Origin of the sequence: Prauserella salsuginis (assembly GCF_024648885.1) — a bacterium.
Taxonomy (GTDB): Bacteria; Actinomycetota; Actinomycetes; order Mycobacteriales; family Pseudonocardiaceae; genus Prauserella; species Prauserella salsuginis.
Genome location: NZ_JANBBF010000013.1, coordinates 342,308 through 354,838, shown reverse-complemented (window position 1 = coordinate 354,838; position 12,531 = coordinate 342,308). Strand labels below are relative to the sequence as shown.

General features: G+C 68.4%; 14 protein-coding genes. 3 read left to right on the top strand and 11 right to left on the bottom strand.

The genetic code is table 11. The annotated features are described in order from the left end of the window. Positions 1-56: 56 nt before the first annotated feature. The 11 genes from LY40_RS22055 to LY40_RS22005 form a co-directional block, all read right to left on the bottom strand. Positions 57-680 carry a LysE family translocator gene (locus LY40_RS22055; RefSeq protein WP_258938009.1) on the bottom strand — a complete coding sequence of 208 codons (624 nt, stop codon included), beginning with the start codon at positions 678-680 and terminating at the stop codon, positions 57-59. Between the two features lie 77 nt (positions 681-757). Continuing rightward, positions 758-1,546, bottom strand: a complete 789-nt coding sequence (locus LY40_RS22050; protein WP_183779542.1) for a helix-turn-helix transcriptional regulator — start codon at positions 1,544-1,546, stop codon at positions 758-760. A 136-nt stretch (positions 1,547-1,682) separates the two neighbouring features. Beyond that, entirely contained in the window at positions 1,683-2,327 is a 645-nt protein-coding gene (locus tag LY40_RS22045) for a hypothetical protein (RefSeq protein WP_183779544.1), read from the bottom strand. 3 nt (positions 2,328-2,330) lie between these two features. Next, entirely contained in the window at positions 2,331-2,843 is a 513-nt protein-coding gene (locus LY40_RS22040; protein WP_183779546.1) for a DUF3558 family protein, read from the bottom strand. A gap of 46 nt (positions 2,844-2,889) precedes the next feature. Beyond that, entirely contained in the window at positions 2,890-3,345 is a 456-nt protein-coding gene (locus tag LY40_RS22035) for a hypothetical protein (RefSeq protein ID WP_258938008.1), read from the bottom strand. A 17-nt stretch (positions 3,346-3,362) separates the two neighbouring features. Beyond that, positions 3,363-4,253, bottom strand: a complete 891-nt coding sequence (locus LY40_RS22030; RefSeq protein WP_183779550.1) for a WXG100 family type VII secretion target — start codon at positions 4,251-4,253, stop codon at positions 3,363-3,365. Next, complete coding sequence (locus LY40_RS22025; RefSeq protein ID WP_258938007.1) at positions 4,243-4,572, bottom strand: hypothetical protein; 330 nt, start codon at positions 4,570-4,572, stop codon at positions 4,243-4,245. The genes LY40_RS22030 and LY40_RS22025 overlap by 11 nt, the downstream gene beginning before the upstream one ends. Before the next feature lie 148 nt (positions 4,573-4,720). Then, complete coding sequence (gene tsaD / locus LY40_RS22020) at positions 4,721-5,767, bottom strand: tRNA (adenosine(37)-N6)-threonylcarbamoyltransferase complex transferase subunit TsaD (protein ID WP_183779552.1); 1,047 nt, start codon at positions 5,765-5,767, stop codon at positions 4,721-4,723. Continuing rightward, on the bottom strand, positions 5,767-6,246 hold the full coding sequence (gene rimI / locus LY40_RS22015; RefSeq protein ID WP_183784995.1) for a ribosomal protein S18-alanine N-acetyltransferase: 480 nt from the start codon (positions 6,244-6,246) through the stop codon (positions 5,767-5,769). Before rimI ends, tsaD begins: the two co-directional genes overlap by 1 nt. 149 nt (positions 6,247-6,395) lie before the next feature. Further along, positions 6,396-7,100 carry a tRNA (adenosine(37)-N6)-threonylcarbamoyltransferase complex dimerization subunit type 1 TsaB gene (tsaB, locus tag LY40_RS22010; protein ID WP_258938006.1) on the bottom strand — a complete coding sequence of 235 codons (705 nt, stop codon included), beginning with the start codon at positions 7,098-7,100 and terminating at the stop codon, positions 6,396-6,398. A gap of 27 nt (positions 7,101-7,127) precedes the next feature. Next, positions 7,128-7,865 (bottom strand): FadR/GntR family transcriptional regulator, encoded by a 738-nt coding sequence (locus LY40_RS22005; RefSeq protein WP_258938005.1) that lies wholly within the window; start codon positions 7,863-7,865, stop codon positions 7,128-7,130. A gap of 294 nt (positions 7,866-8,159) precedes the next feature. Here LY40_RS22005 and LY40_RS22000 point away from each other — a divergent pair, with 294 nt between their 5' ends. The 3 genes from LY40_RS22000 (at position 8,160) to LY40_RS21990 (ending at position 12,391) form a co-directional block, all read left to right on the top strand. Next, positions 8,160-9,530 (top strand): SLC13 family permease, encoded by a 1,371-nt coding sequence (locus tag LY40_RS22000; RefSeq protein WP_258938004.1) that lies wholly within the window; start codon positions 8,160-8,162, stop codon positions 9,528-9,530. A 94-nt stretch (positions 9,531-9,624) separates the two neighbouring features. Then, entirely contained in the window at positions 9,625-11,055 is a 1,431-nt protein-coding gene (locus LY40_RS21995; protein WP_183784998.1) for an acyl-CoA synthetase, read from the top strand. Beyond that, positions 11,048-12,391: a carboxyl transferase domain-containing protein gene (locus tag LY40_RS21990; RefSeq protein WP_258938003.1), complete on the top strand. Its 1,344-nt coding sequence runs from the start codon at positions 11,048-11,050 to the stop codon at positions 12,389-12,391. Before LY40_RS21995 ends, LY40_RS21990 begins: the two co-directional genes overlap by 8 nt. Positions 12,392-12,531: the final 140 nt, after the last annotated feature.

Here is a 12,531-nt window from a genome sequence, read left to right as displayed (position 1 = left end):
CGCGTGTCCTGCGTTCAGCACCGCGTGTCCTGCGCTCAGCACCGCGTGTTCTGCGTTCAGAACGACGACAAGCCCCGCACCGCAAGGCTGCCGATCATGCCGCCCCCGAATACGACGAGGAAGCCGCCGGCTGCCTTCGTCAGCCACGGCAGGACACGTTCCATGCGCGCGAGCGCCCGCCGGGAACCAAGCACGACAGCGACGAAGACGTCCCAGCCGAGAACGATCGTCACCATCCACGCGCCGTAAAGCACGAGGGCCGGTGGCCGAGCTGCGGCGACCGCGGCGGCGAGGCTGACGTAGAACAGCGCGTTCTTCGGATTCAGCAGGCCGGAGGTGATTCCGAGTCCGGCGCCGCGCAACCACGTCACCGATGCCATACGCGGACCCTGTTGCATGTCGATCCGGACCGGCGACCTGACGAACGCGACCCCGACGACGAGAAGGAACGCCCCGCCCGCCACCTGGATCCCGTCGAGGAGCACGGGATGCGAGAGCAGGGCGACGCCGGAGAACGCCGCCGCGATGAGGATCCCGTTGGCGACGGCGATGCCCAGGCAGACACCGGTGGCGTTCCGCCACCCGCTTCTCATCGCGGTGCGGGCGATGAGGAAGAAATCGACCCCGGGAATCAGCAGGGCGAGGAAATGCGCGGTGGCGACGGCGGCGAACTGCTCCATGTCCCCTCACAGGTCTCGGCGACGAACGCACCGAGCATGGGCAGCAGCGGGGACGGGGGTCTTGTACGTTCTTGCGCTCAGCCGCGGTAGACGCCCGGAGATGCGGCGACGTGTGCACGAAAAACGCGGTGGAAGTGGCTCTGATCGGTGAATCCGAGCGCCTGCGCGGTGTCGGCGATCGGCAGCCCGGAGCGGAGCAGGTGCCGGGCTCGCACGATGCGGGCGTTCTGCCGCCACGCCAACGGCGCGAGACCGGTCGCACGCCGCATCGCCCGCACCAACTCGTACCTGGTCATGCCGACCAGCTGCGCCAGCTCGTCGAGCTGCGGGTTCGCCTCGTCACGGCGAAGGCGGTCCATGACCGGCCGTAGGCGCGTGCGCAGGGTGGCATCCGTGCCGCTGGGAACCAGGTGCTCGGGTGTCGCGGCAGCCAGGTCGCCGAGCGCGGCAGCGAACTCGGCTTCGATGTGGGCGGACGGCTGATCGGCGAAGACGACCTGCATCGCCGCGGCGATTCGGTCGTGCAGGTCGTCGCGGCGCAGCACGCCGACCCCGGACAGCAGCCGGTGCGCCGCACACCGAGGCACGAGGGACACCGCCCACTCCTGGTCCATGTGCGCCATCCGGTACAGCCACGGGCCCTCCCCGGGGTTGCAGGCGTGGACCTGCCCTGCCGGGATGACGACGACGTCACCCGGCTGCAGGCGGATCGTGCCGGCGGACGACCCGGTGAAGACGGAGGAGCCGTTGTCGATCAATCCGATCGAGAACGTGTCGTGGAAGTGCGGGCGATAGCACGTGTTTTCCCGGCACGAACGGCGCACCTCCAGATGCGGCACCGCCGTGCTACGCCGGAACTCACCCATGCTCTCGACCGGGCCGCTCAGACCAGCACCGTGTCCACGGGCAGGCCGGGGTTGGCGGACAGGTCGAGGGAACTGGGCTTGTGGCCGCAAGTCGCACGGACGTCGAAGTTGGCAGCGACGTGGGTTGCGCCGGGTGTCACTCCAGACCCGCGCGGTCCAGGACGTCGTTGAGAAAGTCGACCCAAGGCTCCATGTCGTCAGGATACAGCGGGCCTTGCCGCCAGGTGACGATGTCGGTGCCGTGGAGCAGGAGATTCGCGTCATCCTTGCGTCGCCGCAACATTGACCGCACGTCGTCATTCAGCAGTGTCGCCGCGAAATCCTTGTCCGCGGTCTTCACGCCGTAACGGCGGTCGAAATAGTCGTCACCGGTGCTCTGCCCCAGGCCGGCGCGCTGCGCGAGGCGGCCGAGCGTCCCGCGCGGGCCGACTTCCAGCGTCGACACGTCGTCGGCCAGGCCCACGACGACGACCTGCCAGTGCTGCCGTTTGGACCGGCCTTCGGTGTACTCGAAATCCGCACTGTACTGGAAGACGACCAGCCGGCGGCCACGATGCGAGCCGTGGAAGACGTGGTCCGCCCGCGGGCGTTTCCCGTCGTCGAACGGGGAGTACTTGCGGTAACGGGAGTTGTAGTCGGTGCTGTACTTCTCGTAATGCCAGCCCAGCCCCGACGCCAACTGCGCGTACTCGCTGTGGGTCTTCTGCTTTTCCTTCCATGCGATGTAGAAGTAGATCCCGACGACGACGGCTGCGCCGACGTACCAGAGCCAGTGCGGCATACCTCAGTCCTTCAAGCTGGCCAGGGCCTTCTCGGCGATGGCCGTGGCGATCTCACAGGGCCTGTCCGCCGGGTCGACTTCCGAGATGGCCGTGTTCAGCATTTCCACCGGTGCATCCGAACCCAAGGGCACATCGACCAGGCACTGGTCACCTTCCGGCGGCTGCCCCTGGACGGCTTCGGCGCCGCTGATCGTGATCTTCTTCGTGTCGAGGTGGTCCGCCACGGTGTCCAGACCGGTACTTACGCTCGCGGTCGAGGCGTAGTCCGCTGTAGCGAAATCGCAGACCGGACCTCGCTTCTGCCCCTCGTTGAACGAGATGCCCGTCGCCTCCTTCAGCTCCGCCGCCGTCACCAACTCACACGGAGAGATCGGCGAGACCTGGGGTGTGGACGGCGTGCTCGACTGATCGCCCGCGGCACCGGACGTTTCCTGTCCGCAGGACGCCAGGGCGACCCCGCCTGCCACCACGCCGGAAACAACCGAAATCTTCCGCAAGAGCGATCCGCTCTCCATCCACACCACCTTCTCATTTCCTCCGAGACACATTACTACCGCAGCCCTACCGAAACAATGACGAACTATCAAAGTATTCATCATCGTCCATCGGTGCTAATTTTTGATCGGAATAGTTAGCATTAATCCCCTTTTCCGTGCCTTCTTCACAAAACCCGGAAGCCTGATCTGTAATGGCATCTAGTTGCTCCGGAGTGGAAACACGAGGATTCGACCTGAACGCTTCGACAACTCCTGAATCGTGCGCAAGCGACCCGTTCGCGACGGACCTCCACGTCATTTCCCCGCTTTCGACCCTAGCTACCACTGCGTCCCATTCAGGGGTGTTTCCGGGCCCTGTCACATAGGACACAAAGAGATCGATATCCTCGTCAGTTCGCTCTACCCCTTCGTTATCAACCTGTAAAAGAAGCTCCTCCGACGCCCTGATATCCGATGCAACATCATCGAGCACTGCGTCAAGGGAACGCCGAGCTTCCATCATATCCGGCGAAAACTGCACACCAGGTCGCTCAATTCTCATTTCACCGACCCGCCCTTCTCCACCGAATCAGGCCCAGGGTTAAGTGTGTCGTCAATCCTAGACTTTCGCTCCTCTAACTTCCCCTTACTTTCCCGGTACTCCCTAGATTGTTTTTCCATGTCGGTCGTTCCATCACGAATGTCCTTAATCACAGCAAAACCATCTTGGGTTGAATTTATATCCGGAATCGCCTTGAAGGCATCGAATACCTGGACAAAGGACGTTATGTACTTCTTCACAACATCGGTCAACTTCTTAATCGTCTTATGGATACCTAGGACCTGGTTTATGATCGCGCTAATCTCCCGAACGTCTTCCCAATAGGGGAACTTCTCAAAACCAGTGGCCACCCACTCGACCGTCTTGGCAATAACACCACCCAGGCTGCTGATGGCACGGGCCGCGAGGTCTTTGATCTTGTTGACAATCTTTTTCAGGAGCTTTACGACAGTCTCGGCCAGATTCACGAGGCCTTCCGACAGGCTGACGAACCCCGCGCCCATGAAATCCGACATCTCTTCGGCCACAAAAAGAGCAGGGCTCCAAATGTTCTCGACGAGAGATTGAAAAGCCTCGGATGCTTGACCCTGACTCCAAGAGTCCCGCAGAACAACATGCGCGTTATCAGTAAGATTCGCGGATATTCCACGGAAGTTGTCGGCTACATGCTTCCATGCTTCACCGTTCTCCGCAATTCGGTTGAAGTCGCCGGCAATGGGTTCAACTAGCGTCGCATAGAGACCTTTGTTCTCGTCGCTGAAAAAGTTGCGCCAAAACCAGTCGACTTCATCCAAGAGGAAGTAATCTTCCTCGAATTGCTCGGCGAGCGGCTTTTTGGAAACCGTCGGAAAGAATCCCTTGATCTCTACAGTGTCCTTAAACTGCACTAAAACCTCCCCCTTCCGCCGGTCGCTCGATTCGCTCTTGCGCCTCAGCCTCTGCGAGGCCATACTGCTCAGCAGCAGAGAGCAAGCTGTCAGCCATCTGATTCATCTTCGTAGTGGCCATCTCAGCAAGCGGACCTAGTGTTTCTTGCCCGAACGCGGAAAACGAATCACCAATCGGCGCGAGCAAGCCAGTAAACCCCTTGACACTCAGCCCTTCATGCTGCGCATCAATACGGATAACCTCAAAACTCGTCGCCAAATTAGAGATATACTTGGCAAGGTCGCGCAGAACAAGCGGGTCGACTTCGTGGCCCCCCATAGCAGACATAATCCCCTCCGTAGTCGAACTACGGTCGCAGGCTACTGCCCACGGTCGCCGTGTCAACTCCGCCATGCCCGAAATTAGTGAACGGCGTTTCCTACGACAACGCGCATCCACACCACCCTGAACGTCCCAAGTGCGCCGCTCAGACCAGCACCGTGTCCACGGGCAGGCCGGGGTTGGCGGACAGGTCGAGGGAACTGGGCTTGTGGCCGGCGGCGGCGACGTGGGCACCGAGGGCGGCGATCATCGCGCCGTTGTCGGTGCACAGCCGGGGCCGCGGGATGCGCAGCTCGATACCGGCCTCGGCGCAGCGCTCCCGCGCCAACGCCGACAGTCGCGAATTCGCCGCCACCCCACCGGAAACGACCAGTGTGCCGATGCCGGCCTCGGTCGCGGCACGCACCGCCTTCGCGGTGAGCACGTCGGCGACGGCCTCCTGGAACGAGGCTGCGACGTCGGCGACCGGGACCTGCTCGCCACGTCCCTGTGCACTCTCGACCCACCTGGCGACCGCGGTCTTCAGGCCGGAGAACGAGAAGTCGAACGGTGCGTCCCGCGGGCCCGTCATTCCGCGGGGGAACGCGATGGCGTGCGGGTCGCCGTCGCGGGCGGCCTTGTCGATCGGCGGGCCGCCGGGGTACGGCAGGTCGAGCAGCCGCGCGACCTTGTCGTACGCCTCCCCCGCTGCATCGTCCACAGTGGAGCCGATTTCGGTGATCGCGCCCGCGATGTCGTCGACCCGCAGCAGTTGCGTGTGCCCACCGGAGACGAGCAGCGCCAGGCACGGCGTCGGCAAGGGTCCGTGCTGCAGCGCGTCGACGGCGATGTGGCCCGCGAGGTGGTTGACGCCGTACAGCGGCACGTCGAGCGCCGCGGCGTAGGCCTTCGCCGCGGACACGCCCACCAGCAGCGCGCCTGCCAGGCCGGGACCGGCGGTCACGGCGACCGCGTCCACATCGGACATCGAAAGGCCCGCGGCGTCGAAGGCGCGGCGGGTCGTCGGCACCATCGCCTCGAGGTGCGCGCGGCTGGCGATCTCGGGCACGACGCCGCCGAACCGCGCGTGCTGCTCCACGCTGGAGGCGACCTCGTCGGCCAGCAGCTCAACGGTGCCGTCGTCGTGGGCGGCGACCAGCCCGACACCGGTCTCGTCGCACGAGCTCTCGATGCCCATGATGATCCTTGCCATCAGTGGCCGTCCTCCCGTCGCTCACCGGTGATCGCGTCCCGGCGCATCGTGTAGGCGTCGGCGCCCGAGGGCTGGTAGTAGCCCTTGCGCACGCCGAGTCGTTGGAATCCGTGCTGCTCGTACAGCCCGATCGCGCTGTCGTTGTCGGTGCGCACCTCGAGCAGCACCGGCGCGGCCAGCTCGTCGGCCTTCGCCAGGACCGCACGCAGCAGCGCCTTGCCGAGGCCGGTTCCCTGGTGCTCGGGCCGCACCGCGATGGTGTGCAGGCTCGTCTCGTAGTCGCCGCGCTTGCCCATGATGGCAAGGCCCGCGTATCCGAGCACATGCTCGTCGCCGTCGCGAACGGACCCGTCCACCGCGACGAGGTAGTGCCCGCCGAGGTCGAGTTCGCTGTGGAACGCGGCGGGCGGCCACGGACTGTCCCGGGCGAACAGCACCTGCTCCAGCTCCGCGCACGCGCGCACGTGCCGCCTGCGCATCGGCTCCAGCCGGGCGGAGACGTCGCCGTGGGGCGCAACAGCGTCGGATGCGGCGCCGTCGGATGCGGCGCCGTCGGATGCGGCGCCGTGGGGTGCTGTGGCGTCGGGATTCCTGCCGTCGTGGCTCGCGGCGGCGCTGTCGCCGGGGGTCACGCCGTCACCCGCTTCCTGGCGGCCGGTTCGGCGGCGTGGGGCCTGCGCAGGTACAGCGGTGTCAGCGGCCCGGGCTCGCGGGCCGCGAGGACGTCGGCCGCGACCGCGCGCACGATGCCCACCGGGCTCGGCTGTTCGTGATCGGCGAGGCGGCCCGCCGGCTCGGGCACGTCGGCGCGCGACCCGACGTGCGGACCGTCGGTGCGCGTCCCCTCCGCGTCGTAGGTCGCCCAGTACACCTCGCGGCGCCGGGCGTCGGTGACGACCAGCGCAGGGCCGCCGGGACCGGCGGCGATCGCGTCCAGTGTGCACACCGGGTACGCCGGAACGCCGAGGCTGTGCGCCAGCGCCGCGCCGGTGACCAGGCCCGCACGCAGCCCGGTGTACGGCCCTGGACCGACACCGACGGCGACGGCGCCGAGGTCGGCCAGCGTGATCCCGGCGTCGGCGACGGCGTCGAGCACGTGCGGGGTGAGCAGCTCACCGTGCGCCCGAGGGTCGACGGTCACGCGCGCGGCCACCTGCTCGACGACAGGAACCGCACCGCCGGCGACGGCCGTGGTGCCGGCGCTCGTGGTGTCGCTGCTCACGGTGCCGGCGCTCGCGGTGTCGGTGCTCGCGGCGGTGCCCGCGGGACCCGTCAGCCGGACGATCCCGGCGGTGACCGCGGGCGTGGCGGTGTCAAGGGCGAGAATCAGCACCCTTCGAGCGTACGACGTCGCAGCCGATCACTCGCGCGCGTCTCCGCCTGCGGCTCCCTCGTCCCCCTCTTCGGGGTTCCATGACAGCAGCCGCACCTTGGCGACGGTGCGCAGGTGTCTGCGCATCGCGGAGGCCGCTCGCCTGCCGTCGCCGAGGCTGATGGCGTCGAGGATGGCGACGTGCTGGTTCAGCGAGCGCGACGGCCTACCCGGCTGGCGCAGCGATTCGGTGCGGCTCTCGGTGATCTGCTCGGCCATGGAGTTCATGAACTCCGCGAGGATGGCGCTGTGCGCCGCCTCGGTGACGGCCGCGTGGAATCTGCGGTCGCCGTCGACGCCGTGGGCCCCCTCCGCGATCTCCGCGCGCATGTGGTCGACGGCGGCGGAGATGGCGTCGAGATCGGCCTTCGTCCTGCGCTGCGCCGCCAGCTCGGCGAGTTTCGTCTCGACGGCCTCGCGCGCATCGAGCACGTCCGGCAGTCGTTTCCTGCGCTCGACCAGCTGCTCGACGGGTTCGGCGTCGAGCGTGTCGCCGACCAGATACGTGCCGCCGCCGTGCCGTGCCTCGACGAGCCCCTGCACCTGCAGCACGACGATCGCCTGCTTCACCGACGTCCTGCTCACGCCGAGCCGCTGCGCGAGTTCACGTTCGGCGGGCAGTTTGTCGCCGGCGCCGAGGCGTTCCTCCGCGACGTACTTCCGCAGCCGGTCGATCACCTGCTCGTACAGCCGCGGCCGGGACATCGGCCGCAGAGCGTCGGACACGTTGGGGCCTTTCGATAGCTTCGATAGCGCTGACCTGCGATGCTCGCCGTCAGGCTAGCAGCCACCGGCCTCCCGGCAGGCCGACAGCCGCAGGCCGTGCAGGCCGGCCGAGTGGACTACCCACTGAGCCATTTCCTTCTTGACACGGTCAGGCATCGCGCCGCAAAGTGGTCCAGCCACTGGTCCTCTGGTCCACAGCCGAGCACGACGGCAGCACTCGGGGACCACCACGGCGACGGCCCGACGCACCCGGCGGACGGCCGACGACAGCGAGCCCAACGACGGGAGATCCGCATGTCCGCCGAACTCGTCTCGATCCTCGTGCTGGTCGTGGTATTCGTGATCGCCACGACGCGGTCCATCAACATGGGTGCGCTGGCGTTCGCCGCGGCCTTCGGGGTGGGCACACTCGCCGCCGGCATGGACGCCGACGGAATCTTCGCCGGCTTCCCCGGCGACCTGTTCGTGGTGCTCGTCGGAGTCACCTACCTGTTCTCCATCGCGCGGGCGAACGGCACGACGGACTGGCTGGTCCACGCCTCGATCCGGCTGGTCGGCGGCAGACTCGTGCTGATCCCGTGGGTGATGTTCGCGATCAGCGGCACGCTCACCGCGATCGGTGCCGTGAGCCCGGCCGCGGTCGCGATCGTCGCGCCGATCGCGCTCAACTTCGCCTCCCAGTACCGGATCAGTCCGCTGCTGATGGGCGCGATGGTCGTCCACGGCGCTCAGGCCGGCGGCTTCTCCCCGATCAGCATCTACGGCACGATCGTCAACGGCATCGTCGCGCGGGAAGGCCTCCCCAGCACCGAGCTCGTCCTGTTCCTCGCCAGCATCGCGATGAACCTCGTGATCGCGGTCCTCGTGTTCGTGGTCTGCGGCGGCCTCAAACTGGCCCGCACCGCCCAGCGCATGGACCGGCCCGCGATGGCGACCGCCGCCGCGGCCCCTGGCGGCGGATCCGCGACCGCTGGCGGATCCGGCGGCTCGGGCCCCGACTCCGGCTTCGAAGACTCGGGCTCCGACGGCTCCGATTCCGACGGCGGCGGTTCCGCATCACTGCGCCTCACCCCGGCCCGGATCGCGACGCTGGCCGGCCTGGCGGCACTGGTCACCGGGGCGTTGGTGTTCGACCTCGACGTCGGCCTGTCGGCGATCACGCTCGCGGTCCTGCTCTCGATCGTGTGGCCGGACACCAGCAGGCAGGCGATCAACCACATCACGTGGCCCACGGTGCTGCTGATCTGCGGCATGTTGACGTACGTCGGCGTACTGCAGGAGATGGGCACGATCGACTACGCGGGCGAGGCCGTGTCGGACGTGGGTATTCCGCTGCTCGCCGCCCTGCTGCTCTGCTATATCGGCGCGATCGTGTCCGCGTTCGCCTCGTCCGTCGGCATCATGGGCGCGCTGATCCCGCTGGCCGTGCCGTTCCTGGCCGAGGGCACGATCGGGCCGATCGGCATGGTGTGCGCACTCGCCGTCGCGTCGACCGTCGTGGACGTCAGCCCGTTCTCCACCAACGGTGCGCTGGTGCTCGCCAACGTCGACGACGACGTGGACAGCGGCAGGTTCTTCCGGCAGCTGATGATCTACGGCGGGCTCGTCGTGGCCGTGGCGCCGGCCGTCGCGTGGCTGATACTCGTCGTGCCGGGCTTCGGATGACCGGCACCGACCGCCCGCTGCCCGGAGTCGTCGAGCCTCGACGACTCCGGGGACAGGATTCGAGACAAGACCCGACCGAGGAGATCGTGTGAGCGTGCCGCCGTTGTTCCCGTCCCTGCCAGCCCCGCCAGCGAAGACCGCGGTGCGGTTCGGCGAGCGGACCCTCAGCTACGACCAGCTGGCCGGGGCCGCGGGCGCGCTCGCGGGCAGGCTGACCGGCGTGGGCCGGGTGGCGGTGTGGGCGACGCCGAGCCTGGAGACCGCGGTCGCCGTGGTGGGTGCGCTGCTGGCGGGCGTGCCCGCCGTGCCGTTGAACCCGAAGATCGGCGAGCGCGAACTGGCGCACATCGTGTCCGACAGCGAACCCGGCCTGGTGCTCGCCGCCACCGGGGACGAGCTCCCACACGGCCTGGCCGACGTGCCACGCATGGACGTCGACGTCCGTGCCGCCGCGGCCGAGCTGCCGGCCGAACCGGACGCCGAGGCGCCCGCGCTGATCGTCTACACCTCCGGCACGACCGGCGCCCCGAAAGGCGTCGTGCTGCCCCGCCGCGCCATCGCCTCCACTCTGGACGCACTTGAGGACGCGTGGCTGTGGACGTCGGACGACACCGTGGTGCACGGGCTGCCGCTGTTCCACGTGCACGGGCTGATCCTCGGCGTGCTCGGTCCGTTGCGCCGCGGCGGCACGGTGTGGCACCTCGGCACGTTCTCCACGGCAGCCCTCACCGACGCGCTGGCAGGCGGTGCCACGATGATGTTCGGCGTCCCCACGATGTACCACCGGATCGCCGACGAACTCGACGCCGATCCGGCGCTGGCCGGGGCGCTGCGCGGTGCCCGGCTGCTCGTGTCCGGGTCCGCCGCGCTGCCGGTGCACGACCAGCAGCGCATCCACGCCGTAACGGGCCAGCGGGTCGTCGAGCGCTACGGCATGTCCGAAACGCTGATGAACACCAGCGTGCGCGCCGACGGCGAGCGCAAACCGGGCACGGTCGGTGTGCCGCTGCGCGGCGTGGAGCTCCGGCTCGTCGACGAGTCCGGCACGCCGATCGGGACCTGGGACGGCGAGACCGTCGGCGAGATCGAGGTGCGCGGGCCGAACCTGTTCACCGAGTACCTCAACCGTCCCGACGCCACGGCCGAGGCCTTCCACGACTCGTGGTTCCGCACCGGCGACATGGCCGTCCGCGACGCCGACGGCTACGTGAAGATCGTGGGACGCAAGGGAACCGACATCATCAAGTCCGGTGGTTACAAGATCGGCGCGGGCGAGATCGAGAACGCGCTCATCGAACATCCCGGTGTCGCCGAGGCGGCCGTGACCGGCGAGGCGGACGACGACCTCGGCGAGCGGATCGTGGCATGGGTCGTACCGGCGGGCACCGCGCCGACCGAGGCGGAGCTCGCCGACCACGTGGCACGGCTGCTGACGCCGCACAAGCGGCCGCGGGTGGTGCGGTTCCTCGACCAGTTGCCGCGCAACGACATGGGCAAGTTGATGAAGCGGTCCCTCCATGGCTGACCTGCCCGATTCCGGCCGCGAGGTGATCGGGCTCGTCGCCTCGGCGTTCACCGAACTGCCCGGCACCGACGGCACACCTCCCGCGGAGGTGGACGGGCCCATCGGCTGGCCGGGCTACCACGCGGCATGCGACCGCGCCCGGCAGCGGACCGGCGAGCGCGAGTCGGTCGTGGCGGGCACCGGCGTGATCGACGGGACCGAGGCCGTGCTGATCGCGTTCGACTTCGGCTTCCTCGGCGGTTCGATCGGCCGGCGGACGGGCGACCGCATCGAGGCGGCGTTCGCCTGTGCCCGCAGGACGGGGCTGCCGGTGGTGTCACTGATCGCCACCGGCGGCAGCCGGATGCAGGAGGGCATGCGCGCTCTGACCCAGCTGCAGCGCATCGCGAGACAGGCGGCGTTGACGCGCGGCGAGGGCCTGCCGCAGGTCGCCGTCCTGCGTAACCCAACGACCGGCGGCGGATGGGCGACGCTGGGTGCCGGTGCCGACGTCGCGCTGGCTGTCGGCGGCGCACAGGTCGGCTTCGCGGGGTCCCGCGTGCGGCCGCCCGGTGATGCCGGCGCCTACACCGCGGAGGGACAGTTCGCCGCGGGACACGTCGACCAGATCGTCGAACCGCAGCTGCTGCGCGAGCGGCTCGGGAGGTGGCTGCGGCTGCTCACCGCACCGTCCGCGGAACCGCCGCCCCCGCCTCGCGCGCTGGCAGCGCAGGTGGCATCGGTGGAGCCGCCCACCACCGGCTGGGACGCGGTGCTCCGCGCACGATCGGCCGACCGCCCGGCTGCTCGGTCCTATGTGGAGGACTACTTCGACTGGCGCGAGGACATCCGCGGCGACCGAAGCGGCGGCGTCGACGACGGGGTGCTGTGCGGTTTCGGCCACCGCGACGGCGCCACGGTGGCGTACGCCGCCCAGTGCGGCACGGCGACCACTCCCGCCGGATTCCGCACCGCGGCACGACTGGTGCGGCTCGCCGACCGGCTGGGCATCCCCGTGCTGACGCTCGTCGACACGCCGGGCGCGGCCAACGACTCCGAGGCCGAACGCGCCGGTGCGGGCCCCGCGATCGCCGAGCTGTTCACGGCGGTGGCGTCGGCGACGGTGCCGGTGACGACTCTCGTGATCGGCGAGGGCGGTTCCGGCGGAGCGCTCGCGTTCGCGGCCGCCGACCGCATGTGGATCACCCCCGACGCCTACTTCTCGGTCACATCCCCCGAGGCCGCCGCACGGATCCTCAAACGCGACGCCGACGACGTCCCCGAGACCGCCGACCAGCTGCGCCTGCGCCCGCAGGACCTCGTCGACCTCGGCATCGCCCGCGGCATCGTCGACTGAGCACCCGGAGTCGACAACACGGCGGTTGTTCGCCTGCATCTCGAGGTCCGAGTGCAGAACACGCGCGAGGACACAGCCGCGCCCAGCGCGTGGTTGAAGGGTGGTGGTCGGACGACGGGCGGGAGCAGAACACACGGGTC

Coding starts and splice junctions, on each gene's coding strand:
- tsaD (WP_183779552.1), bottom strand. CDS start 5,767: ATGGCAAGGATCATCATGGGCATCGAGAGCTCGTGCGACGAGACCGGT.
- LY40_RS22050 (WP_183779542.1), bottom strand. CDS start 1,546: ATGGGTGAGTTCCGGCGTAGCACGGCGGTGCCGCATCTGGAGGTGCGC.
- LY40_RS22025 (WP_258938007.1), bottom strand. CDS start 4,572: ATGGGGGGCCACGAAGTCGACCCGCTTGTTCTGCGCGACCTTGCCAAG.
- LY40_RS21990 (WP_258938003.1), top strand. CDS start 11,048: ATGGCTGACCTGCCCGATTCCGGCCGCGAGGTGATCGGGCTCGTCGCC.
- rimI (WP_183784995.1), bottom strand. CDS start 6,246: ATGCGCAGGCGGCACGTGCGCGCGTGCGCGGAGCTGGAGCAGGTGCTG.
- LY40_RS22000 (WP_258938004.1), top strand. CDS start 8,160: ATGTCCGCCGAACTCGTCTCGATCCTCGTGCTGGTCGTGGTATTCGTG.
- LY40_RS22055 (WP_258938009.1), bottom strand. CDS start 680: ATGGAGCAGTTCGCCGCCGTCGCCACCGCGCATTTCCTCGCCCTGCTG.
- LY40_RS22045 (WP_183779544.1), bottom strand. CDS start 2,327: ATGCCGCACTGGCTCTGGTACGTCGGCGCAGCCGTCGTCGTCGGGATC.
- LY40_RS22040 (WP_183779546.1), bottom strand. CDS start 2,843: ATGGAGAGCGGATCGCTCTTGCGGAAGATTTCGGTTGTTTCCGGCGTG.